23 protein-coding genes are annotated in these 24,888 nt (G+C 45.0%); 18 read left to right on the top strand and 5 right to left on the bottom strand.

Features of this window, described 5'->3' with window-relative positions; genetic code table 11:
* Positions 1–167: 167 nt before the first annotated feature.
* Genes BCU75_RS14620 through BCU75_RS14610 form a run of 3 tightly spaced genes read left to right on the top strand, consistent with a single transcriptional unit; the run spans position 168 to position 3,182 of the window.
* The gene (locus BCU75_RS14620; protein ID WP_017075399.1) at positions 168–743 is read left to right on the top strand and encodes a YecA family protein; all 576 of its coding nucleotides are present in this window, start codon (positions 168–170) and stop codon (positions 741–743) included.
* A gap of 24 nt (positions 744–767) precedes the next feature.
* Complete coding sequence (gene ubiH, locus BCU75_RS14615; RefSeq protein ID WP_102474296.1) at positions 768–1,946, top strand: 2-octaprenyl-6-methoxyphenyl hydroxylase; 1,179 nt, start codon at positions 768–770, stop codon at positions 1,944–1,946.
* Positions 1,947–1,958: 12 nt separating this feature from the next.
* The gene (locus BCU75_RS14610; protein WP_102474295.1) at positions 1,959–3,182 is read left to right on the top strand and encodes an FAD-dependent 2-octaprenylphenol hydroxylase; all 1,224 of its coding nucleotides are present in this window, start codon (positions 1,959–1,961) and stop codon (positions 3,180–3,182) included.
* Positions 3,183–3,317: 135 nt separating this feature from the next.
* On the opposite strand, the gene BCU75_RS14605 is transcribed toward BCU75_RS14610, so the two are convergent.
* From BCU75_RS14605 to ygfZ, 3 genes are all read right to left on the bottom strand, one after another.
* Positions 3,318–3,524 carry a DUF1107 domain-containing protein gene (locus tag BCU75_RS14605; RefSeq protein ID WP_076678804.1) on the bottom strand — a complete coding sequence of 69 codons (207 nt, stop codon included), beginning with the start codon at positions 3,522–3,524 and terminating at the stop codon, positions 3,318–3,320.
* Positions 3,525–4,085: 561 nt separating this feature from the next.
* Positions 4,086–4,547: an aminoacyl-tRNA deacylase gene (locus BCU75_RS14600; protein ID WP_102474294.1), complete on the bottom strand. Its 462-nt coding sequence runs from the start codon at positions 4,545–4,547 to the stop codon at positions 4,086–4,088.
* A 4-nt stretch (positions 4,548–4,551) separates the two neighbouring features.
* Positions 4,552–5,523 (bottom strand): tRNA-modifying protein YgfZ, encoded by a 972-nt coding sequence (gene ygfZ, locus BCU75_RS14595; RefSeq protein ID WP_102474293.1) that lies wholly within the window; start codon positions 5,521–5,523, stop codon positions 4,552–4,554.
* Between the two features lie 166 nt (positions 5,524–5,689).
* Here ygfZ and BCU75_RS14590 point away from each other — a divergent pair, with 166 nt between their 5' ends.
* Positions 5,690–5,950 carry a succinate dehydrogenase assembly factor 2 gene (locus BCU75_RS14590; protein WP_004735374.1) on the top strand — a complete coding sequence of 87 codons (261 nt, stop codon included), beginning with the start codon at positions 5,690–5,692 and terminating at the stop codon, positions 5,948–5,950.
* Positions 5,898–6,338 (top strand): protein YgfX, encoded by a 441-nt coding sequence (locus BCU75_RS24770; protein WP_339385708.1) that lies wholly within the window; start codon positions 5,898–5,900, stop codon positions 6,336–6,338. The genes BCU75_RS14590 and BCU75_RS24770 overlap by 53 nt, the downstream gene beginning before the upstream one ends.
* A 73-nt stretch (positions 6,339–6,411) precedes the next feature.
* Here the strand turns inward: BCU75_RS24770 and nadB are convergent, their stop codons facing one another.
* Positions 6,412–8,028 (bottom strand): L-aspartate oxidase, encoded by a 1,617-nt coding sequence (gene nadB / locus BCU75_RS14580; protein ID WP_102474291.1) that lies wholly within the window; start codon positions 8,026–8,028, stop codon positions 6,412–6,414.
* 387 nt (positions 8,029–8,415) lie between these two features.
* Between nadB and rpoE the strand changes: the two genes are divergently transcribed.
* The 11 genes from rpoE (at position 8,416) to acpS (ending at position 17,704) form a co-directional block, all read left to right on the top strand.
* Positions 8,416–8,994 (top strand): RNA polymerase sigma factor RpoE, encoded by a 579-nt coding sequence (rpoE, locus tag BCU75_RS14575; RefSeq protein WP_102474290.1) that lies wholly within the window; start codon positions 8,416–8,418, stop codon positions 8,992–8,994.
* Between the two features lie 26 nt (positions 8,995–9,020).
* Positions 9,021–9,644, top strand: a complete 624-nt coding sequence (locus BCU75_RS14570; RefSeq protein WP_076678801.1) for a sigma-E factor negative regulatory protein — start codon at positions 9,021–9,023, stop codon at positions 9,642–9,644.
* Positions 9,641–10,603, top strand: a complete 963-nt coding sequence (gene rseB, locus BCU75_RS14565; protein ID WP_076678800.1) for a sigma-E factor regulatory protein RseB — start codon at positions 9,641–9,643, stop codon at positions 10,601–10,603. The genes BCU75_RS14570 and rseB overlap by 4 nt, the downstream gene beginning before the upstream one ends.
* Complete coding sequence (locus BCU75_RS14560) at positions 10,600–11,070, top strand: SoxR reducing system RseC family protein (protein WP_017084321.1); 471 nt, start codon at positions 10,600–10,602, stop codon at positions 11,068–11,070. The genes rseB and BCU75_RS14560 overlap by 4 nt, the downstream gene beginning before the upstream one ends.
* A 137-nt stretch (positions 11,071–11,207) precedes the next feature.
* Entirely contained in the window at positions 11,208–13,001 is a 1,794-nt protein-coding gene (lepA, locus tag BCU75_RS14555; protein ID WP_076678799.1) for a translation elongation factor 4, read from the top strand.
* Positions 13,002–13,098: 97 nt separating this feature from the next.
* Positions 13,099–13,995, top strand: coding sequence for a signal peptidase I (gene lepB, locus BCU75_RS14550; RefSeq protein WP_065110781.1), 897 nt, complete (start codon positions 13,099–13,101; stop codon positions 13,993–13,995).
* A gap of 26 nt (positions 13,996–14,021) precedes the next feature.
* Positions 14,022–14,699, top strand: a complete 678-nt coding sequence (rnc, locus tag BCU75_RS14545; protein WP_004735383.1) for a ribonuclease III — start codon at positions 14,022–14,024, stop codon at positions 14,697–14,699.
* Entirely contained in the window at positions 14,692–15,663 is a 972-nt protein-coding gene (gene era, locus BCU75_RS14540; RefSeq protein ID WP_004735384.1) for a GTPase Era, read from the top strand. Before rnc ends, era begins: the two co-directional genes overlap by 8 nt.
* Before the next feature lie 102 nt (positions 15,664–15,765).
* Positions 15,766–16,494: a DNA repair protein RecO gene (gene recO, locus BCU75_RS14535; protein WP_102474289.1), complete on the top strand. Its 729-nt coding sequence runs from the start codon at positions 15,766–15,768 to the stop codon at positions 16,492–16,494.
* On the top strand, positions 16,491–17,228 hold the full coding sequence (gene pdxJ / locus BCU75_RS14530) for a pyridoxine 5'-phosphate synthase (protein WP_009847651.1): 738 nt from the start codon (positions 16,491–16,493) through the stop codon (positions 17,226–17,228). Before recO ends, pdxJ begins: the two co-directional genes overlap by 4 nt.
* 95 nt (positions 17,229–17,323) lie before the next feature.
* The gene (gene acpS / locus BCU75_RS14525) at positions 17,324–17,704 is read left to right on the top strand and encodes a holo-ACP synthase (RefSeq protein WP_102474288.1); all 381 of its coding nucleotides are present in this window, start codon (positions 17,324–17,326) and stop codon (positions 17,702–17,704) included.
* Between the two features lie 284 nt (positions 17,705–17,988).
* Here the strand turns inward: acpS and barA are convergent, their stop codons facing one another.
* Positions 17,989–20,802, bottom strand: coding sequence for a two-component sensor histidine kinase BarA (barA, locus tag BCU75_RS14520; protein ID WP_102474287.1), 2,814 nt, complete (start codon positions 20,800–20,802; stop codon positions 17,989–17,991).
* A gap of 165 nt (positions 20,803–20,967) precedes the next feature.
* On the opposite strand from barA, the gene rlmD reads away from it, so the two are divergent.
* Entirely contained in the window at positions 20,968–22,287 is a 1,320-nt protein-coding gene (gene rlmD, locus BCU75_RS14510; RefSeq protein WP_102474286.1) for a 23S rRNA (uracil(1939)-C(5))-methyltransferase RlmD, read from the top strand.
* 136 nt (positions 22,288–22,423) lie between these two features.
* Positions 22,424–24,649 carry a GTP diphosphokinase gene (relA, locus tag BCU75_RS14505; protein ID WP_029223233.1) on the top strand — a complete coding sequence of 742 codons (2,226 nt, stop codon included), beginning with the start codon at positions 22,424–22,426 and terminating at the stop codon, positions 24,647–24,649.
* Positions 24,650–24,888: the final 239 nt, after the last annotated feature.

Genomic DNA, 24,888 nt, shown 5'->3' with positions numbered 1-24,888 from the left:
TTCAGAGTGACTGTTTGTAAATGAGAGCTTGAGCACACAGTAATTCAGCAAATTGAACAATTGGTAGTCAGTCATCCTTCAATTGCTCAGGATCGATGCTTATCAGAATTGGGGTGAAGTGGTACGATTATACTATCGATATAAAGAATAACTGAGCGAGCTATCTGATGAGCGAAACGACTTTACCTGACTACCTAACGGTTGCGACTGAACTTCAATCGGCAAGCCTAGCCGTAAACCCTGCTGAGATGCATGGTTTATTAACGGGTATGTTGAGCGGAGGCTTAAACCTGGCAGATAAAAGCTGGCAACCACTGATCTTTGATTACACCAATGAAGGTATGGGCTGGCCAGATCGCGCATTAACGCTTGCGGAAGCAACGCTAAAAGTAACGACCAGCGAAATCACAGGTTCAGGCATGGAGCTGTCTATGTTGTTGCCGGACGAAGACGCAAGCGCAAGCTTGTTTGATCTTGCGGACGGCGTGTCTGATTGGATTAACCACTTTATTTCTGGCTTAGGCTTGGTTGGCGCTCAATTGAATAAAGCGTCTGACGGTACCAAAGAAGCTTTGGCTGATCTTGAAGAGATGGCAAAACTGGGTATCGATGAAGAAGATGATATGGAAGAGCAAGCGCAGCTTCTAGAGCACGTTATTGAACACGTAAAAGCGTGTGCACTAACCATTCATGCTGAATTCGGTGCACGCCCATCTGAAGATGCGGCTCCAACCATTCATTAATCCGCTTGTCGGTTTGAGGTTATAATGGCTCAGTATGATGTTGTAATTGCTGGTGGCGCAATGGCAGGGGCGACCTTAGCCCTTGCTCTGAATCACCTCAGTCAAGGTTCACTATCGATCGCGGTAGTAGAGCCTTATCAGGTTGATCATCAAGCTCACCCTGGTTTTGATTCTCGTTCGATTGCTTTGTCTTATGGCACTGTGCAGATCCTCGATTCTTTGCACCTTTGGCAATCTATCGCTCCAGTCGCGACCCCAATTAAAGATATCCATGTTTCGGATAGAGGGCATGCCGGAATGACGGACATCTACAGCGAAGAGCTTGCTGTTGATGCGCTTGGCTATGTGGTCGAGTTGGCGGATGTGGGGCGAATCTATCAGCAGAAGCTTGAATCAGAAGCTGCAATTACGATGCTTTGCCCTGAGTCAGTCAGTAAAGTCGAACGTGAAGAGTTGCAAACGACGATTGAACTGACAAGTGGGCAAACAGTAACAACTAAGTTATTGGTTGCAGCTGACGGTGCTATCTCAACCTGTTGTCAGCAACTCAATATCTCATTGAGTGAGCATGACTTTGAACAAGTTGCTGTGATTACCAATATCGTGGCGAGTGAACTCCATCAAGGTCGAGCATTTGAGCGTTTTACTCATCATGGGCCAGTCGCTCTATTACCGATGAGTGATAACCGTTTGTCGCTGGTTTGGTGTTTGTCACCGGATCAAGCGCAAAAAGTGATGACGCTAAACGACAATGAATTTCTTGAGCAGTTGCAGAATGACTTTGGTTGGCGACTTGGCCGATTAGCAAAAGTCGGCAAACGTGCGAGTTACCCACTGATCCTTCGTCATCGCAAGCAGAATATATCTCATAGATTTGCCATTGTTGGTAATGCTGCTCAAACGCTTCACCCTATTGCGGGGCAAGGCTTTAATCTTGGTATCCGTGATGTGGCTTCCTTGGCGGAAGAGTTGTGTACCCAGCTAGATGATGTGGGACGTTACAATGGTCTTGTCAATTTTAGAAAGCGTAGAGAACAAGATAGAGACACGACGATTACGCTGACATCAAGCCTAGTCCATCTGTTCTCAAATGATTTTTTGACCGCTCGCATTGGGCGAAACCTTGGGTTAGCCGTAATTGATAACCTTCCACCACTTAAAGGTCCACTTTTGCGTCATACGCTTGGCCTAGTAGAAAGATAAGGTAGAAAAATAATGATGCAAAGTGTTGATATCGCGATTGTTGGTGGAGGCATGGTTGGCCTAGCGCTTGCTGCTGCGTTGAAAGACAGTGACTTAAGAATTGCCGTCATTGAAGGCAGGGCACCCAGTGAAGGGCTTAGCGAATTGCCTGATGTGCGTGTGTCGGCATTGAGCCGCTCTAGTGAAGTGATTCTTCGTAACCTAGGCGCATGGCAAGGCATTGAACAAAGACGTGCAGCACCTTATCAAGCGATGGAGGTGTGGGAACAAGATAGCTTTGCTCGTATTGAGTTTGACTCGACACGTTTGGCTCAGCCGAATCTCGGTCATATTGTTGAGAACCGTGTGATTCAACTCGCGCTGCTTGATCAGGTGAAGAAGCAAGATAATGTCAGCCTGTACATGCCCGCGACGTGCAAAACGATGGCGATTGGTGAAAGCGAAGCATGGCTAACGCTAGATAATGGCCAAGCATTGACCGCTAAGTTGGTTGTTGGAGCGGACGGCGCAAACTCTTGGGTTCGCAAACAACAAGATATTCCATTAACACATTGGGATTACGGACACAGCGCGATTGTCGCGAATATTAAGACCACAGAGCAACACCACAGCGTTGCTCGTCAGATATTCACACCACAAGGGCCATTGGCATTCCTACCAATGCAGCCAAGCCACATGAGCTCGATCGTTTGGTCTACGGAGCCTAATCGTGCCGAGAAGCTTGTATCAATGTCGGATGCTGATTTTAATAAGCAGCTAACGGCTGAGTTCGACTCAAAACTTGGTTTATGTGAAGTGGTTGGTGAGCGTTTTGCCTTCCCACTGCGCATGCGTTATGCACGTGACTTTGCTGTAGAGCGTGTCGCTTTGGTTGGTGATGCTGCTCATACGATTCACCCGTTAGCAGGGCAAGGCGTGAACCTTGGCCTATTAGACGCAGCAAGCTTAGCGCAAGAACTGTTAACGCTATGGGCTGCTGGCGAGGACATTGGTACTAAACGTAATCTTCGTGGTTATGAACGCTGGAGAAAAGCTGAGGCGGCGAAGATGATTGCTTCAATGCAGGGCTTTAAAGATCTGTTTGAAGGCGATAACCCAGCCAAGAAGCTGATTCGCGGTATTGGTATGAAACTCGCTGGTCAATTACCGGGTGCGAAAGATGAGATCATGAAGCGAGCTCTGGGTTTGTCAGGCAATCTTCCTGATCTAGCCAAGCGTCCAGTTACGCATCGATAGTCGAGAGTGATGCGCTGCTGTTGACAGCCATTAACTGGTATCTGATAACTAACCGTAATTTACTGCATCACGAATACGAAAAAAGGGTTGGCATTATGCCAACCCTTTTTGTTTTTAATTCTGTAGGTAATCAAGTCATGCGTATGCGCAGCGTAGTTTCATGATTTCACTATTTATTTCTTTTACTGTCTTAAAGTGTCGTTTTTCTGCTCGGTCTGGCAGTACGAGTTTACCGTTATCAAACTCAAATTTTCCTACACCGTAAATGTAGATTCGTCCTTTGAAAAGTCGACTTACATGCTTAGCAATCATACTCGGTGTATAGCGCTTAAACAGTCTCATTTTAATTATCCTTATATTTACCTAGCCTGCATATTATAGAAAAACTCCGAGATGATAATTGTGATACGCATGGAGTAATATGCAGTAGAGTTGACGTTAATTAGATATTTGTGCTGTTCTAAGCACTTTCTTCAGTAAATATCTATTTTTACGTGAGCTCCTCCCCAAAATAATACTGAGTAGTGAACTGCTGTGAACTTTCCTGTCTGGTATTAAGCAGTGATAATGTTACAAGTATAAGAATAGGCGGGATTTTTTTGTTTGTGTAATCAAATTGTAAATTTTTGATAAAAAAAAGCCCGTCTAAAACGGGCGAATAGTCACAGATGCATTACACAAAAGTGGATACTGATGTTACTCAGTGGATTCACTTGTACTGATTTGCTTAAAAGCTAGTCAGTAAATTTACAATAACGTAAATCCACCCCTGTGACTACTTATGCTTTTATTTTGAGTAACTATTTACTGCTGGCATGTTCTTCTTATGACGAACTTCACACTAAAAATGTATTCAATGAGAAGTTGTACTGAAGTTTGCGGACGATGACGCGATCGAAAAGATCATCGACTGATGTCAGCAACGATTGGTGCGCAAAGGGCCATAAGATCATTGGGATCCAGCGCAACACCAGCCATTCGATCACCCGAGCTAATAGTAACCGTCGAGTTTTTTTGAATTGAAGGATCAAAAATGATCGGCATGTATCTCTTTAGAGCAAGAGGGCCAACACACCCAGCCTTAAACCCTGTGACCGTTTCAACATCAGCGAGTGATACACAGGTCATTCGACGGCAATTCAGTACCGAGCGTACTTTCTTGGGGTCGACAGAGCGATCACCAGCAGTACAGGCCAATGCATATTGGTTGCCCATATCTTTGAGCAGGATGCACTTCACCATTTGAGAGGCATCGATGCCTCGCTCTTGTGCGGTTTCTTCAATGCTGGTGGTTGGTTTACTTTGCATCAGCAGGCGATAGTTCACCTGCTGTTGATCCAACCATTGTGTAATCAGTGTTTCCACGTGGTTACTCTTCGTCAAGGCTGTATGGCAGTGGCCGAATGTTCCACACTTGGTCAGGTTGTGCTGTCAATCGAAGCTGAACATCGTCATCAAGGTTGTTTGGTAGCACCATCAAACCAATCGCGTGGTTATCAGCAAATTGATACACGTTTAATAGTCGGCCTGCCCCACGCCAGTTTTCACCCACGCTACGTTCTAGTTCAATCGTATTCTCTAGACACAGTACATCTGAAGTTGTTCCAGAAACAATGCGCATCTCACGCTTGTTCATGCCACGGTACTTAGCGCGAGCAACCGTTTCTTGACCTGTGTAGCAGCCTTTTGAAAAGCTGATACCGCCAATCGCTTGCAGGTTAAGCGCTTGAGGGATGTGCTCGTTTTGCTCTGCTTTCGATAGGTTCGGCTGAGCATCAAGAATTTCATGATACTGCCAAAGCGCTTCCGATACTTTTTCTGCAGTGCTGCTTGATACCAAGGCTTCTGCTGCTTCTTGCGTAACAAGTAGAGCCCAACGGTTGTCAGAGACTTGAACCGCTGTGCCACCAGAGATAACACGCACTTTACCTTGACCCTTGGCAATCGAATCAACGTATTGGTCCGCTGAAGTGCCCATGATTCCGATAACAACGTCAGACGTCTGCTCGATATCAATTTTAGAGAACACGGCGTATTTTTTGATTTCAACTAACTCGACTTCAATTGCCGATTTAGGCTGCATAAGTGCGTAGCCACCATTGTGGTGGAACAAACGAAAGATACTCCAAACCTTTCCTTTCGCATCACAATGCGCGCCTAATGTAGATTCATCATTAGGAAGAGTGACGACATCGCACGTTACTTGACCTTGTAGGTACGACTTTTTGTCGTCGCCTATCATGGTGATTGCGCTCCAGTCTGACACGTGTGTGATCATCAGTTCTGGAAGCGATTCATTTTGCGTATGAGCGAGCGGCTGAAATGTGTTTTTCCAATCCATTTTATCTTTCCTAAGAATTTTATTTGGCTCTATGTTAATCCGGTTCTGTTTCTTTGTCAGCCTAGGTTTTTTGTGAGCTTAGATAGGGACTGTGACTCACATAGTAGTTGCAGAGCGTATGACTTGTTACACTCCGAGAAAGAAAAATTATAGGTGAGGATAGCCAATGTACACTGCAGAGCAGAAAGCACGAATTAAATGGGGTTGCCGTCGTGGCATGTTAGAACTTGATGTAGTCATCATGCCATTTTTTGAAGAGTGTTTTGATTCATTGCAAGAGCAGGAACAGCGCGAGTTTGTTTCTCTACTTGAGTGTGATGATCCAGATTTGTTTACTTGGGTTATGGGACATGGGCGCAGTGAAAATCTAGGCCATGCTTCAATGGTTGATAAAATTGTCGCGCATAACCTCAGCAAGGTTCGTTAAGCTTCAGCTTAAACCTTCATATTCCGCATTATTTGCAAAAGGCACTGTTTCTGGGTGCCTTTTGTTTTTCATCGTCTTTTCTTCTATCCCGCTCGTTGTTGCCCTCTATTGTTTAGCTTTAATGTTCTGTTTGTTTAAAGCCAATCATGTAATCTTGAATACAGCACATGGATGCTTTGACTATAAAGAAGATGGCGAGATTCGACTCAATGACCAATCCTATAGACTTAAGTCCGTTGATAAAATTTGGGCACAGTTTTTCGTCAAATTAAAATTCGAATGTGGGCATTCGGTAATGCTTTGGCGAGATAGTTGTCGTGAGCGTGAATATCGCCACTTTCTGGCGAACTTACAACGAGCGCACGAAGCAAATGAGAACGCGAGATAAAAGAAAAAGGAGCACTAGGCTCCTTTTCGTTTGATTGCGTTTAGTTGATTAGCTAATAGCTTTCAAATAATGATTACGACTGGTTTCTCTCTGGCGTCAGAATCGTTGGGCCACTGTCTTTTGCAAGTTCTAGGTAATCCAACGTGTAGTGTAAGCCGCGGCTCTCTTTACGTTGCATCGCACAGCGAACCATTAACTCAGCTACTTGTAGCAAGTTACGCAGTTCTAATAGGTTATTCGAAACCTTAAAGTAGCTGTAGTACTCATGAGTTTCTTGCTGCAGCATCTGAATACGACGCATTGCACGCTCTAGACGTTTATCCGTACGAACAATACCCATGTAATCCCACATGAATAATCTTAGCTCGTGCCAGTTATGCTGAATGATCACTTCTTCATCACTGTTGGTGACTTGGCTTTCGTCCCATGCAGGCAGTTCAGCACACAGTTGAGATTGGTCGATGTTTTCAACGATATCTTTTGCTGCTGCCCATGCGTATACCACACATTCAAGTAATGAGTTTGAAGCCATACGGTTTGCACCGTGTAAGCCTGTATAACTCACTTCACCAATCGCATATAGATTCGTTAGGTCGGTTTGACCTTGTTTATTCACCATGACACCACCACAAGTGTAGTGAGCGGCTGGCACGATAGGGATTGGCTCTTTGGTCATATCAATCCCCAAATCCATCAAACGAGTATGGATCATTGGGAAATGCGTTGTGATGAATTCTTCAGGCTTGTGGCTGATATCAACATACATGCAGTCAGCACCTAGGCGCTTCATTTCGAAGTCAATTGCACGAGCAACCACATCACGCGGAGCCAGTTCACCGCGTTCATCGAAGTCTTTCATGAAGCGAGAACCGTCTGGACGACGCAGGTAGGCACCTTCACCACGCAATGCTTCCGTCAGTAGGAAGTTACGTGCTTCTGGGTGGAACAAGCAAGTCGGGTGGAACTGGTTGAACTCAAGATTTGCTACACGGCAACCCGCACGCCAAGCGATAGCAATACCATCACCTGAAGAAACATCTGGGTTAGAGGTGTATTGGTAAACCTTTGAGGCGCCGCCAGTTGCTAGTACAACAAATTTAGCGCGCACGGTTTCAACGTGTTCTTGGTTACGGTTCCAAATGTAGGCACCGATAACCTTGTCTTTCGAACCACCAACCTTATCTTCTGTGATCAAATCTAGCGCATTGTGACGCTCGAAAATCTCGATATTTGGGTGATTGTTGACGTTATCTTGCAGTGAGGTTTGCATCGCCATGCCAGTTGCATCGGCAGCGTGCAGAATTCGGCGGTGACTGTGGCCACCCTCACGAGTGAGGTGATATTTGGGTTGGCCTTCGGTGCTGTTCTCATCTTTATCAAATGGAACACCACCATCAATGAGCCATTGCACACACTCTTTAGCATTTTCAGCAATGAATTGAACGGTATCTTCTTCGCATAACCCAGCCCCTGCAATTTGAGTATCTTCAACATGAGACTCAATACTGTCCGACTCATCGAACACTGCAGCTATACCACCTTGTGCGTAATACGTCGATCCTTCGCTGCGTGGTCCTTTGCTCAATACAATTACTTTTGCATGTTCTGCTACACGTAAGGCTAATGACAAGCCTGCCGCACCACTTCCTACCACTAATACATCACACTGATGTTCACGGTTTGCGTTCATAAAACTTATTCAATCCCGGGCTATAGTCGAGTTGCCCACTCTCAATTGACCTTGTCTTGTTTTAGGAGTTGCGGTAAGACTGTTATAATCTCCCAAGTCGTCCTAAAACGTTACGCAGAATCAAGATATAGACAGCTATCTAGAAATATTTAATTGCTCAATACCATTGCTTTTGCTCAAGTTTCCCTAAATTGATAGGGATAACTATTTTTATTACATCACATTGTGAAACAATAATGGCAAATAATTTTAAGAAAGTTGGAACTTTCAGTATTTGGCTTAGTCACAATAGTGCTCTTGTAGACGGTGGTGTCAATACTACATTTCGCATAATTAGTACCCATATCTGTGAAGGTAAGGGCTATAACAATAGGAGTACCCGCTCGAATGAACGAGCAGCTAACCGATCAAGTGTTGATTGAGCGAGTTCAGAGTGGAGATAAGCAGGCATTTAACTTATTGGTAGTTAAGTATCAAAACAAAGTCTGTAATCTTATCTCTCGATACGTGAATAATTCCGGTGATGTACCAGATGTAGCACAAGAAGCTTTTATTAAAGCTTACCGCGCGATACCTAACTTTCGTGGCGAGAGTGCCTTCTATACATGGTTGTACCGAATTGCCGTGAACACCGCTAAAAATCATATCGTTGCCCAGACCCGTAGGCCGCCAGCAACAGATGTAGATGCAGAAGATGCAGAATATTATGAAACAGGCAGCGCGTTAAAAGAAATATCGAACCCTGAGAACTTAACGCTGTCAAACGAATTGAAACAAGTCGTTTTTGGAGCGATTGAAGCGCTACCAGAAGACTTAAAAACTGCAATGACGTTGCGTGAGCTCGAAGGTTTGAGCTACGAAGAGATTGCAGAAGTAATGGATTGCCCTGTAGGAACCGTACGTTCGCGTATTTTCCGAGCTCGTGAAGCGGTGGAAAAGAAAATTAAGCCTCTTTTGCAACGCTAGAACTTGTAATAATTATGGTGAAAATAATGGCTGATAAAGAAAAGCTTTCGGCACTCATGGATGGTGAAACGATCGATAAAGCTCTCATTGTAGATCTCGAATCTGATCAAGAAAGCATGGATACCTGGCAGAGTTACCATCTAATTGGTGATGTTATGCGTGGGGATTCGCCAGAAACTCCAGAGTGGAACATTGCTAACAGTGTTGCGGCAGCGCTTGATAATGAGCCTGCACATAGTGCAATGCCGAACCTGCACCAAGTGCATGGTGAACCTACTGTTGCTCCTATTGAAGAGCAGCCTAAACCTCAGCAAGCGAAGCGTCAGCTTCCAGCATGGTTACAACAGTTTGGACAAGTTGCCGTGGCAGCGTGTGTTTCATTAGCCGTTGTTTTAGGTGTTCAACAATATGGTGGCAGCGACCCTGCAGCTCCAGAGCAGTTGCCTGTACTCCAGACGATACCATTTGCGGGTTCTGCGGAACCAGTAAGCTTGACGCGTGATTCTGTTGAAAAGCCTGCATCTGAGGCTAACTTGCAAGAACAACGTAAACGTGTTCATGCAATGTTAGAAGATTATGAACTGCAGCTAAGATTAAACAGTGATGCATCGCCAATGGATAATGCACCTCTAGAATCGGACATTGAATGAAGAAAATCCTGGTCAGTGCACTGACACTGTTCAGCTTGATGTCTCCAGCAGCCTTTGCAGAGGAACCTACTGCAAAGGCGTTGTTGCATCAGATGAACGAGGCCAGTCAGCATCTAAATTACGAACTCTCCTACATATTGATAAAGAAGAGCAGTATTGAACCTCTGCTTTATCGTCATGCAGTTAACGACGACCAGCAACTCGCACATCTGGTTTACTTGAGCGGGCCTATCCGTGAAGTTATTCGACGTGGTGATGAAGTTAGTTATATTGAACCCGGTACCGAACCGTTTACCATTCAATCTGGCAGTATGGTGGCGCCTGTTATTCCGATGATCAATCGAGATATCGACTCTCTCAACCAGTACTACGACTTTGTAAAAGTTGGGCGTGCTCGCGAAGCGGGTAGCACAACTCAAGTATTGCGCGTGGTGCCGAAAGATGGCCTTCGTTACTCTTATGTCGTTTGGGTTGACGAAAAAACGAGTCTACCTTTGCGTGCCGATCTGTTGGATCGTGATGGCGAAGTGCTTGAACAGTACCGCACCATTTCTTATGTGGTGAACGATAAGATTGCTGAGGCAATGGGTGGCTTGAATCAAGCTCAATTGCCGAAAGTCTTATCACTGCCGGAAGGCCTAGTGAGTGAAACTAATTGGCAAGCCTCTTGGATACCGGAAGGGTTTAAGTCAAAAGAGCTTAGCCGTTATCAAATGGCAGCGACCGATAAAATGGTTGAAAGCCAACTTTTCAGTGATGGATTGTTTAGCTTTTCGGTTTATATCGCCGATAAAGACGAACATTCATTAAAAGGGCAGTTGGTACGCCAAGGACGCAGAACCTTACACAGCTTAGTGATTGGCGACAAAGAAATCTCTGTGGTTGGTGATATTCCGCCAGCAACCGCCAAACGTATTGCTCAATCAGTTACGTTCAATAAACCGGTATCAGCGCAATGATGACTGCGCTGGCAACGGTTAGTTCAGTTGAACAAAGCGGTCAACAATACTTTGTTCAACTGAGCTGCGAACAACAAACCAGTTGCAGCAGCTGTTCCTCTCAAAAAAGCTGCGGAACGGGTATTGTTACCAAGGCTGTTGGCAATAAATCCTTGTTTTGGCAGCTTAAAACCAAAAGCTTAGTCAAAGCAGGACAAATCGTAGAAATTGGCTTTCCAGAAAAAAGCCTACTTCAGTCGGCTGCGATCGTTTATCTCATCCCACTTTTCATGTTGATGATTGGTGCTGGTTTTGGACAACTCTTGTTACAACCCTTACTCCAAGGGGGCGAGGGGATAGTCATACTCAGTGCAGCGCTGTTCACTGCTGGTGGGATTGCCTTAGCGAAGCGCTTAGCCAAACCAATGGAAGACAAATCCAAGCAAGAAGTCGTCTTGATTCGAATCCTAGGTGAGCCTCTCGTCTAATTTATGATGCTTCTTGCCCTTAAATTGGGTAGAATCTGCCAACTTGATTGAAATGCCGCCACCAATGCTGAATCTAGATTGGACGTGTCGCGGCTTTCTTATTATCCCTATTCAAAGAGTTTAGTCACACCAAGCCTATGAAGCACATTCGTAATTTTTCGATTATCGCCCACATCGACCACGGTAAGTCGACCCTTTCTGACCGCTTAATCCAAGTTTGTGGAGGATTAAGTGAACGTGAGATGGCAGCTCAAGTCCTCGATTCTATGGATATAGAACGCGAGCGTGGTATTACAATTAAAGCGCAGAGTGTGACTTTAGATTACAAAGCGAAAGATGGTGAAACTTACCAACTTAACTTTATCGACACTCCAGGACACGTAGATTTCTCTTACGAAGTATCTCGTTCTCTAGCTGCTTGTGAAGGCGCGCTATTGGTTGTGGATGCTGGTCAAGGTGTTGAAGCACAAACTCTAGCAAACTGTTACACCGCGATCGAAATGGAACTGGAAGTAGTGCCAATCTTGAACAAGATTGACTTACCTGCAGCTGAACCTGAGCGTGTTGCTGAAGAAATCGAAGAGATCGTTGGTATCGATGCGATGGAAGCGACGCGTTGTTCTGCAAAAACCGGTATCGGTGTTGACGACGTTCTTGAAAACATCGTAACGGCTATCCCACCACCAGAAGGTGATCCAGAAGCGCCGCTACAAGCGCTGATCATCGACTCTTGGTTCGATAACTACTTAGGTGTTGTTTCTTTGGTTCGTATCAAGAACGGTAAGCTGAAGAAGAACGACAAGATTAAAGTGATGTCGACAGACCAAGTTTGGGGTGTTGACCGTCTAGGTATCTTCACACCTAAGCAAATCGACACAACTGAGCTAAATACTGGTGAAGTTGGTTGGGTTGTTTGTGGTATTAAAGACATCCTTGGCGCACCTGTTGGTGATACGTTGACGCTTGCAAAAGGCGGCAGCACTGAACGTCTACCTGGTTTCCAAAAAGTGAAGCCTCAGGTATATGCAGGTCTATTCCCAGTATCGTCTGATGATTACGAAAACTTCCGTGACGCACTAGGCAAATTAAGCCTGAACGATGCATCACTGTTCTACGAACCAGAAAGTTCAGCAGCACTTGGCTTTGGTTTCCGTTGTGGCTTCTTAGGAATGCTTCACATGGAGATCATCCAAGAGCGTTTAGAGCGTGAATACGACCTAGATCTAATCACTACGGCACCAACCGTAGTGTACGAAGTTGTAAAAACGGATGGCAGCGTTCTTTACGTTGATAGCCCAGCTAAACTGCCTGCGACTAATGATGTAGAAGAAATTCGTGAGCCTATCGCTCGTTGTAATATCCTTGTGCCGTCTGACTACCTAGGTAACGTCATTACCTTGTGTGTAGAAAAACGTGGTGTTCAAGTTGATATGGTTTATCACGGTAAGCAAGTTGCTGTGACTTACGACCTGCCAATGGCAGAAGTAGTTCTAGACTTCTTCGACCGTTTGAAATCGACATCTCGTGGCTATGCGTCACTGGATTACAACTTCCAACGTTTTGAAATGTCGAACATGGTTCGTGTAGACGTATTGCTTAACGGCGAAACAGTTGATGCACTGGCTATCATTACGCACAAAGATATTGCACAGTCTCGTGGTCGTCTATTGGTTGAGAAGATGAAAGAGTTCATCCCTCGTCAAATGTTCGATATCGCGATTCAAGCAGCGATTGGTAACCACATCATTGCTCGTTCTACAGTGAAACAACTGCGTAAGAACGTAATCGCAAAATGTTACGGTGGTGATATCAGTCGTAAGAAGAAACTTCTTAAGAAACAAAAAGAAGGTAAGAAGCGTATGAAGCAGATCGGTAACGTTGAACTGCCTCAAGAAGCTTTCCTTGCAATCCTTCATGTTGGCAAAGATTAACTTTATCCAGCATTAAACGAATAATTGAAAGTGAAAGAGTAGCTCGCTACTCTTTCACTTTCGTTATTTTTAAAGAAATGAAATTTAAGGGATATCAATGGCTAATACATTTTCGCTTATCTTAGTGATCGTAACTCTAGTGACCGGCATTGTATGGGCGTTGGAAAAGTTTGTGTGGGCGAAGAAGCGTCAACAAAAACTGGCTAACGTTGAAGCACAATCGAATGGCCTAGACGCTGAAACCAGCGCAAAAGTTACGGCTCAGCCTTGGTGGGTTGAGAACAGTGTGTCCATTTTCCCGGTAATTGCATTTGTTTTGATCTTGCGTTCATTCATCTATGAACCGTTTCAAATCCCATCTGGTTCGATGATGCCAACCCTTTTGGTTGGTGATTTCATCTTAGTAGAGAAGTACGCGTACGGTCTAAAAGACCCAGTATGGCGCACTCAGTTGGTAGAAACAGGCAAGCCAGAACGCGGTGACTCAATCGTATTTAAGTACCCACCTCAGCCGAATATCGACTACATCAAACGTGTTGTTGGTATGCCTGGCGACACAATTCGCTACAGCAGTCGCAAAGAGGTCTGCATTCAAGCTAAGGGTACAAGTAGCTGTGAACCAGTGAAACTAAGTCACGTTGAAGAAAGCCAGTTTATTCAAGACGGTGTGCCTCTGATTCAGCTGAATGAACAGCTGGGTGACGTGGAGCACCAAATCTTAGTTAACCCATTACGCCGTGATCGTGTGCAAGCATATCAACCTCGCAATGGTGTTAACGAGTGGATCGTTCCAGAAGGCCAATACTTTGTTATGGGTGATAACCGTGACAACAGTGCTGACAGCCGTTACTGGGGCTTTGTCCCTGAAGCAAACCTTGTTGGTAAGGCCGTTGCTATTTGGATCAGCTTCGAATTCGAACGCGGTTCAGACAGTGTACTTCCAACATGGATTCCTACTGGTGTGCGTTTTAATCGCATCGGTGGGATTCACTAATCGATCACATAACACATCGAGAGAGCATGAATTCTCCAATTGATAAACTAGAGAGAAAGATTGGCTATCAGTTTAATGATGCCGATCTTATCCATTTGGCGCTGACTCACCGTAGCGCCGCAGGTAAACATAACGAACGTCTTGAGTTTCTGGGCGATTCAATTTTAAGTTTTGTTATCGCTGATGATCTTTACCACCGTTTTCCTAAGGTAAACGAAGGTGATATGAGCCGCATGCGCGCAACATTAGTACGTGGTCATACATTGGCAGAACTAGGTCGTGAATTCGAACTAGGAGATTACTTAAAATTAGGTCCAGGTGAGTTGAAGAGTGGCGGTTTCCGTCGTGATTCTATTCTAGCGGATGCGGTTGAAGCGATCATCGGTGCTGTCTATTTAGATAGTGATACCGAGGTTGTTCGCCGCATTATTTTAAGCTGGTACCAATCTCGCCTAGAGTCTATTCAGCCTGGTGTATCTCAAAAAGATCCGAAAACTCGCCTACAAGAGTTTTTACAAGGTCGAAGAAATCCCCTACCTGTCTACACAGTGACTAATATTAAAGGTGAAGCACACAACCAAGAGTTTACGGTTGAGTGTGAAGTGGCAGGTGTGGATAAACCTGTTATCGGTAAAGGCACTAGCCGCCGCAAGGCAGAACAAGCGGCTGCTGAAACAGCATTAGAGCAACTAAGCAATGTCTGATAACAATCAAGATTTCGATATCGATGCATTCTTTTCATCTGATAGCAAAAAAACGGGCCTACCGGAAAACCAACACTGTGGCTTCATCGCTATCGTGGGTCGACCAAACGTAGGTAAATCGACGCTTCTGAACCATATTTTGGGTCAGAAAATCTCGATCACATCACGTAAACCTCAGACAACACGCCACCGTATTATGGGTGTAGAAACTGAAGGTGATTACCAAGCGATCTACGTTGATACTCCTGGACTTCACATCGAAGAAAAGCGTGCAATAAACCGTTTGATGAACCGTGCGGCGAACAGCTCACTGAGCGATGTGAACCTAGTATTTTTCCTTGTTGACGGTACTCACTGGACTGACGACGATGAAATGGTACTGAACAAGCTGAGAAAAACAGATTTCCCAGTAGTCCTTTGTATTAACAAGGTAGACAACGTTCAAGACCGTACCGACGTGATGCAACACATGATGGAAGTGTCTAAGAAGATGGACTTCCTTGATGTTGTGCCAATCTCGGCGAAGCAAGGTAAGAATATCGATGTACTGCGTAAGCACGTTCGTAACTCTTTACCAAAAGCGACGCACCACTTCCCTGAAGAGTACGTAACGGATCGCTCACAGCGCTTTATGGCCTCTGAAATCATCCGTGAAAAACTGATGCGATTCACAGGCGAAGAGCTACCTTACTCAGTAACGGTTGAAATCGAGCGTTTTGATTACAACCCTGATAACGATGGTTTCCACATCAATGCTTTGATTCTTGTTGAACGTACTGGTCAGAAGAAGATGGTGATTGGTAAAGCGGGCGAGAAGATCAAAACGATTGGTCGTGAAGCTCGTATCGACATGGAAGAACTGTTCGGTCGTAAGGTTTACCTAGAGACTTGGGTTAAAGTTAAGTCTGGTTGGGCTGACGATGAGCGTGCACTTCGCTCGTTAGGCTACATCGACGATCTATAATATATTGAACGTCACTTTCTGATATTAAGAAAGTTGAATTGAATATAAATACAAGAGAGAGTGCGAACTCTCTCTTTTTGTATCTGTAAGAAGGGTAAGTTATTGAGCGAAGGGTTACAGCGATGCTTTGTGTTGCACCGTCGACCATACAGTGAGTCGAGCCTGATTCTGGACGTCTTCAGCGAAGAGTACGGTCGGGTGACGTTGATGTCTAAAGGTGCGCGGAGTAAGCGTTCTAATTTGAAAGGCGCATTGCAACCTTTTACGCCTCTACTGCTTAAGTGGTCTGGCAATGGTTCAATGAAAACGTTGCGCCAAGCTGAACCGATCAGCTTGGGGCTTCCTCTTGCCGGTATTAATCTGTATTCCGCTATGTATGTCAATGAGCTAGTTGGCCGAGTGTTGATGGCCGAAGTGGCTATGCCTGCATTTTTTCATGACTATCTTCATGCCTTAACAGAACTCGCTCATAATGAGAACCCTGAGCCGGCGCTACGTCGTTTTGAATTGGCTCTACTTTCTGCTATGGGATATGGCGTCGACTTTTTGCATTGTGCTGGTACTGGTGAAGCGATCGATCCAAGCATGACTTATCGCTATCGAGAGCAGAAAGGTTTCATCGCTTCTGTACGTCGAGATAACCTGACATTTATGGGCGATGAACTTATCGCAATCAGTGAACGTAGGTTTATCACTAAAGAGCAGTTAAAAGCAGCAAAACGCTTTACACGCATAGCCTTAAAGCCGTATCTTGGCGGCAAACCATTAAAAAGTAGAGAGCTATTTATGCCAACAATAGCCCTCTCTAGAGCACGGAGTATTGAAAAATGAGCTCAATCCTTTTAGGCGTTAATATCGACCATATTGCTACACTACGTAATGCACGTGGTACTAAATACCCAGATCCAGTACACGCAGCTGAAATTGCTGAACGTGCGGGTGCTGACGGCATTACCATTCACCTGCGTGAAGATCGCCGTCATATTGTTGATCGTGATGTACGTATTCTTGCTGAGACAATCCAGACTCGCATGAACTTAGAGATGGCTGTGACGGACGAGATGGTTCAAATTGCACTCGATACTAATCCTGAGTTCGTTTGTCTGGTTCCAGAAAAGCGTGAAGAGCTGACGACGGAAGGCGGCTTGGACGTGGTTGGTCAACTTGAAAAGATCAAAGCAGCGACGGAAAAACTGTCGGCTGCGGGTATCAAAGTATCTCTGTTTATCGATGCAGATCGTGAGCAAATCGATGCAGCAAAAGCATGTGGCGCGCCGTTTATTGAGCTTCATACTGGTCATTACGCTGATGCGAAAACAGAAGAAGATCAGCAAGATGAGCTTAAAAAGATTGCTGCAGGCGCAAGCTACGCAGATGATTTGGGTATCACAGTGAATGCGGGTCATGGTCTGACTTATCACAACGTAGCGCCGATTGCGGCACTTCCTGAGATTTACGAGCTGAACATCGGTCACTCGATCATGGGACGCGCAGTCTTTGATGGTTTGAATAAAGCCGTTGCAGATATGAAAGCCGTGATGGAAACAGCACGCAACAACGCTTAGTTCTTTAACTCGTCATTAGTTTAGTAGTAAGCGTTAAGCGGTTAATCAGTAGAATCGATAAAGTGAATCGATAGAAGTTTGGTAGTAGGGGACACATGGCTGTTGTTGGGTTAGGTACAGATATCGCAGAAATAGAACGTGTAGAAAAAGCACTGTCACGAAGTGGTGCGGCTTTCGCTCAACGTATTTTGACGGATTCTGAATTTGAAGTATTCCAGCAACTTAAACAAAAAGGGCGTTACCTTGCAAAACGCTTTGCTGCAAAAGAAGCGGCATCTAAGGCGTTGGGCACGGGTATCGCGCTTGGTGTGACCTTTCACGATTTTGAAATATCGAACGATGAGCATGGCAAGCCAGTTCTAAGCCTACATAAAAAGGCACGTGAAATCGCAGAAGCGAGTGGTACAAAGTCGATTCATCTGACTATCTCAGATGAGCGCCATTATGCGGTGGCGACGGTACTACTCGAGTCGTAAATCGATTACCGTTACTTTATACCAATCGTAGTAAATAACTGGTCACCCTAGCTTGTTAAAACGCTCGATAACTGCGTTATAATTTTTTATCGTAGAATAACTACTTATCAAAAAATCACGCCTTGTTCTCAAGCCTTTTTCCTGCGCTATTTCTGAACACTTACTTACTGTGATTGGTATTATATCTAGCACCCTAGGTTCTAGACAAAAAAAGCAGAGCTTATGAGCCTGCTTTTTTTTGCTGGTAAACCTTCTTACGAATATTGGTTGGTAACAGGTAATCGCTAGGTCTTAGCTGGTTTTAAGTAATGGATCGCAGTTGCTTGAACCTTGTCCAATTCATCCTGAAGTTCGAAAAGTTCCGGTTCAATATCTTCAACTGAAGTGCCGGAACGCAGTTCTTTCTCTATCGTCGCACATACCGACTTCAGCCTTGGTACACCGCTGTATGAGCTGCTGCCATGCATCTTGTGAATGATGTGTGTCAGCTCTTCAACTGGGTAGTCACTGTCTTCTATCGCTTTGTCTGCTGCTTCATAAACTTCTGGAATAAAGTCGACTAGCATTTGCAACATATCGCGTGCGAGGTCTTCTTTGTTGGCAGCTTGCTTCATAGCTGCTTGCCAATCAATGATGATATTCTTATGCACGTTAGCCTCAGAATCTGAAACTACGCTATTGTCTACTTCAGCAGAGACTGCAGGGTGGGTTGGGTCTATTTTTTCAATATGCTCAACCTCAGAAGTAGGGCTCCAATGAATCAGAACTTGCTGTAACACGTGCTCTTCAATCGGCTTGGTTAGGTAGTCATCCATGCCAGCTTCAAGTAGACGGTCACGCTCGCCAACCATCGCGTGTGCAGTGACTGCAATGACGGGGGTATTCGCATTATTTGCTAGTTTCTTTATATTCTTACAGGCTGTCACACCATCCATTTGCGGCATCTGGATATCCATGAAAATGATATCAAACGGGGTCTCCTTCGCCTTGTCTATGGCCTTCTGTCCGCTGGTGCAACTGATGACTGTCTCTACTCGCTCTTTTAGTAGCGCGGTAATCAATTTAAGGTTTGCTGGGTTGTCGTCGACCGCCATTACAGTGAGCGGCAGCTTCTCTTCTGAGTGCGTTTCAATGGCTGGTGCAATCAAGGTTGGCGCTTGGTTAGATATGAGAGTTTGCAGCAGTTTTTTGCGAGAGAGAGGTTTTGTGATGCATTGAACATCAACCTCTTTCATCAACTGCTCACCCAGAGCAAGCTCTGTACTCGGCGTACCAATAATTACGTTTTGAGCGATCTCTTTTGCGCCAATCGCCCAACCACTCACGGTATCAAATTGATACTCTTGGTTCGCGGCTAGGTTGAGTAGAACGTAGTCATACGAAGTCGACTCATCAGGCATCACCGAACGATACGTTACCACTAAACCTTCTTGGGTTAAGATTTGTTGAGTAATCGATGCCGCTTGCATGTTTGGTTCGATAAGCAGCAGCTGCTTGTCTTGCAGGCACTGAGTTTCAATCAACTCAGTCATCGGCATATCTGTAGTCGATAGTCTCAAAGTAAACCAGAAGGTTGAGCCTTGATGCAGACGGCTGGTTAAGCTGATCTCACCGCCCATTTGGCTGACCAGTTTTTGGGTGATGACCAGGCCTAAGCCCGTACCGCCATAACGACGAGAGATGCTTGCATCTGCTTGGCTGAAGGCTTGGAAAAGCTGAGCTTGCTGGCGCTCAGAGATGCCAATACCGGTATCTCGAACCATGAATTGCAACTCGATGCTGTCTTCGCTTTGTGAACGAAGCTCGACGCTGATATCAATGTTGCCACGCTCCGTAAACTTGATTGAGTTACCAACAAGGTTGGTTAGGATCTGCTGAATACGCAGCGGGTCACCAACAACGCCTGGTGGCACTTTCGGGTCTATCTTAAGTGTTAGCTCTAGGCCTTTCTCATGGGCGTTGGTCGCTTGAAGGTTCACAACCTCTTCAAGGCTGGCTTGGAACTCGAATGGGATGTTCTCGAGCGCTAATTTACCAGCTTCCAGTTTCGAGAAATCAAGAATATCGTTGATGATACTGAGTAGGTTATTTGCTGAACGTTCAATGGTTTGCAAGTAATCTGTTTGACTGGTCGATAGATGGGTTTTAAGCATTTGACGAGTAAAGCCAATCACACCGTTAAGCGGTGTTCTCAATTCGTGAGACATGTTAGCCAAGAACTCAGATTTAACACGAGCCGCTTCTTGAGCGCGTTTTTTCGCAATGTCTAACTCAACGTTTTGAATCTCTAATTGCTCTAGGGTTTCACGCAGATCAGACGTAGCCTGGTCGATACTGTGCTGCATCTCGACGTGATATTCTGATAGCGATACCGCCATCGCGTTGATACCGTTTTTCAGTGAGTCTAGCTCACCGTGCATTTTGCCTTCGATACGCACATCGAGATGACCACGACGAATTCGGTCGACCATGTTTTTCATGTGTGTGATCGGTTGGGTGACGTCATGCATCAAGCGAAAAGCAAATACACCAGAAAGTCCCAGCCCTAAAATCAACACCAAGAAGGCAGAGAACACTTCTTGATACTGCTGCAATCGAAGTGACGATAAGTCTAACTCTATCGCAATATAGCCGATCGCTTGGTTAGCTTGAGACTGACCGTTAGCTGAGTTGATGTATTGGCCTTCGGCGATGATGGGTGTCCGAAGAATCAGCGTATTATCGAGCAGGTTCGATGAGCTTAAATGCGGGATGGGTTTATCTTTCGGATAGGTTAGGCTTTCAAAGTCAGGGTGGAAGTTTGAAGTCACAAACAACTCATGACGTTCATCAAACACCGCGATACTGCGAACCAACTTAGAATTTTTTCGATGCGCATAGCTAATAAGTTGACGAACAGATTCTCGACTTTCGAGCTTCATGCCTGACTCACTAGCAATTGCCAGCGGTTCAATGATGCTAGTACCAGTATTAACCACTTGCCCCTCAAGGTCTTGATAGCGGTTAAATGAGAAAAATGCACTCAATAGCAACCCAATAATTAAGGTTGGAGCTAGAGTTAAGGTAATTACACGGGCTCTTAAGCCATATCTGGTCATGTTCTTTAATTACATCGAGGTCTGGATATGGGAAAATAACGCACACAATGGCGGTTAAGTGAACGGTAAGCTTAATCAAAGCCGTGACGTTCGACAATGATTCCAAGACATAATAGTGAGTCCTGGATACCAATTACTTATTAAAAGATACATTAGGCACAAGCAATGGCACGTTTTTTCCAACCAAAAAAGAAAACTCAACTCGAGACCAAGCATCAATCGGTTTTGGTTGAACGAATGGATCACAATGGCGCTGGCATCGCTTATCAGAAGAATAAACCTGTTTTCATTGATGGCTCATTGCCCGGTGAGCAGGTAGTTATTCAACTTACTGAGAGCAAAAGTAAGTTTTCGCGAGCAAAACTCATCAAATTACTTAAACCGAGTGAGCTGCGTTTAAAGCCATTCTGTAAGCACTTTAATCAGTGTGGTGGCTGTCACCTTCAACATCTTGGTTACGCTTCTCAGGTTGAGCATAAATCGCAATCTTTGACGCACCTGATGAGCCAATACCAAACGGCTAACACTGAAGTTGTTGAACCGATTGTAGGTGATGAAACCGGTTATCGACGTCGCGCGCGTATCAGCCTATTTGTTGATAAGAAGACACAGCTGCTTCAGTTCGGTTTCCGTAAGAAACAAAGTAAGCAGATTGAAAACATCACCGACTGTGCCGTACTGGATCCTCGCCTTAATGTATTGCTGCCAAAACTGAAAAATTTACTCAATACTTTCAGCAACCTTACGTCTTTAGGACACGTTGAATTGGTATTGGGCGATACTGGCCCTGTGATAGTTCTGCGTCACCTTAAGCCTTTGGTTGAGAAAGATGAGCAAGCATTGATTGCACTCGCTAAAGCTGAAGGCGCCACGTTGTATACTATGCCTGAAACAGACAAGCTCATTCGTTTAATTGGTGATGCGCCAGCTTACAGTGAAACAGGCGTGACATTGCCTTTTGAGCCAAACCACTTTATCCAAGTTAACCAGAAAGTGAACCAGCAAATGGTTGCTCAAGCGATTGAGTGGCTAGAGCCTCAAGCCGATGAGCGAGTGCTTGACCTGTTTTGTGGCTTAGGAAACTTCAGTTTGCCTATTGCACAGCAATCTGCGTTTGTAGTGGGTGTTGAAGGTGTCGATGAAATGGTTCAACAGGCAACGTCTAACGCGACTTTGAATCAATTGAGCAATACAGAATTCTACCAAGCGAACCTTGAAGAAGAGCTGTCTTCACAGCCTTGGGCAAAAGAAAGATTTGATAAAATCTTACTTGATCCAGCACGTGCTGGAGCGAGTGGGATCGTTGATCAAATTTCAGGGTTAGGAGCGAAGCGCGTGGTTTATGTTTCGTGTAATCCTGCTACTCTAGCTAGAGATTCTGAGAGCTTAGAAAAACAAGGCTATCAATTAGCCAAGCTAGGTATGTTGGACATGTTCCCACATACCAGTCATCTAGAATCGATGGCTCTCTTTATCAAGGCTTAGAGGCCCTTAAACAAGGCTTAAAAATGAATCACAAAGGTGCAGGGAAGCCTGCGCTGATATCAATATGAGTCGAACTAACTTGGAATCAGTTAGTCATATTGAATTGGGTATAAAACATAATAACTAGGAAGGCATGATGGTTGCGGTACGAAGCGCACATTTAAACCCAAGCGAACAGTTTGAGCTAGATAATTGGATTGCGTCATTGAATCAAGACGCAAAAACCTCGAATAAACTGACCAAAGTTTATCGTCACTGTGAAGAGCTATTAAAAGATCACGAGCAAGGCGAGCTTTTGCTTTGGCGTGGGCGCGAGATGATCGAGATCTTGGTCACCTTGTCTATGGATCGCGCTACTTTAGTGGCAGCGCAACTCTTCCCTGTCGTATCAAGCGGTGTTTTTGAGCGTGAAGCGTTTGAAGAAAGTTACGGAAAGGAAACCGTAAAGCTGATTGATGGCGTGGAAGAAATGGCGGCTTTGGGCCAGCTAAATGTCACCCTTGAAGGCAGTGCTGCTTCGGGGCAAGTCGATAATGTTCGACGAATGCTACTGGCAATGGTGGATGATTTCCGCTGCGTCGTCATCAAACTAGCAGAGCGAATTTGTAACCTCATAGAAGTGAAAAAAGCCCCTGATGCTGTGCGCCGTGCGGCGGCAAAAGAGTGTGCCAACATCTATGCGCCTCTTGCAAACCGTTTGGGTATTGGTCAGCTAAAGTGGGAAATTGAAGATTACGCTTTCCGCTACCAACAACCAGATACCTATAAGCAGATTGCTAAACAGCTGTCTGAGCGCCGTATCGTGCGCGAACAATACATCACTGACTTTGTTGACGATCTCACGTCAGAAATGAACCGCTCAAGCATCAATGCTGAAGTCAGTGGTCGACCAAAACACATCTACAGTATCTGGCGTAAAATGCAGAAAAAAGGCTTAGAGTTTGATGAGCTTTTTGATGTACGTGCGGTGCGTATTATCGCAGACCAACTGCAAGACTGTTATGCCGGTTTAGGTGTGGTTCACACCAAATATAAGCACCTCCCAAGTGAGTTTGACGACTATGTGGCGAACCCTAAGCCAAATGGTTATCAATCGATTCATACCGTAGTTCTTGGCCCAGAAGGCAAGACCATCGAAATTCAGATCCGTACCAAGCAGATGCATGAAGACTCTGAATTAGGCGTTGCTGCGCACTGGAAATACAAAGAAGGTGCATCTAGCGGTGTACGCAGTGGCTACGATGAGAAAATTACTTGGCTTCGTAAGCTTATCGACTGGCAAGAAGAGATGTCGGATTCTGGTGAAATGCTGGATGAAGTACGTAGCCAAGTCTTTGATGACCGTGTCTACGCCTTTACACCACGTGGTGATGTGGTCGATTTACCAATGGGTGCAACACCGTTGGACTTTGCTTACCACATCCACTCGATGGTTGGGCACCGTTGTATCGGTGCCAAAGTCGCAGGTCGAATCGTCCCGTTTACTCATAAGCTAGCGATGGGCGATCAAGTTGAGATCATCACTCAAAAAGAACCGAACCCATCACGTGATTGGTTAAACCCGACTACAGGCTTTGTTCACTCAAGTCGAGCTCGTGCAAAAATTAACGCATGGTTCCGTGCTCAAAGTCGTGAGAAAAATCTTGAAGCCGGACGAGACATCCTAGAAGTCGAGCTAGGTAGAGTCGGCGCAACATTGAAAGATGCTGAGCAATATGCGCTCAAACGATTCAACGTCAACACTCCAGATGAGTTGTATGCGGGTATTGGTAGCGGCGACTTGCGTATCAACCAAGTTGTTAACCATATCAATGCTTTGGTCAACAAACCGACGGCGGAAGAAGAAGACAAAAAAGCGCTCGAGAAGTTGCTTGAGTCTGACAATAAGCCGGCGCATCAGAGCCGTCCGAAAAAGGATGCTGTCGTTGTTGAAGGTGTCGATAACCTAATGACCCACTTGGCTCGTTGTTGTCAGCCTATCCCGGGCGATGTGATCAAAGGTTACATTACTCAAGGGCGTGGTATTTCAGTACACCGCAGCGATTGTGAACAGTTAAGTGAGCTTAACCTGCATGCTCCCGAACGTATCATTGACACTGTGTGGGGCGATGGTTTTGTAGGCTCGTATATCTTAACGTTGCGTGTAGAGGCCCTTGAGCGTACAGGCTTGTTGAAAGATATAACGTCACTGTTCTTAAACGAAAAAGTCAGTGTGACGACAATGAAGAGCCGTATTGACTATAAACGCCAACTGTCGGTGATGGATTTTGATTTGGAAGTGACCAACATTGAAATTCTGAGTCGAGTAACGAGCCGAGTAGAACAAATCAAAGATGTCATGTCGGTTAAACGCCTAGGCTAACTTTCACGTTGCATTAGTCACTTTTACTGCGTTAACTGCGCTTTCTTGTTCCATCACATAGGCGAGCTATGCTCAGGAATCGCGAAAGCTTGTTGCCTTGTTAAAGTAACAACTGCTTAGTGAAAGATGCGCAATTTAGAGAATTAGACAGTATCAACAAAGGTGAGTGGTTTTGGCTGCTCACCTTTTTTAGTTCTAGTACCTTTTAGTTTTAGTGAAGCTTTAAATTTAAAAATCAA

This window comes from Vibrio splendidus, from assembly GCF_002873455.1.
Classification (GTDB): domain Bacteria; phylum Pseudomonadota; class Gammaproteobacteria; order Enterobacterales; family Vibrionaceae; genus Vibrio; species Vibrio splendidus_J.
The sequence above is the reverse complement of the archived record's forward strand: the minus strand, read 5'-3'. Positions and strand labels throughout refer to the sequence as shown.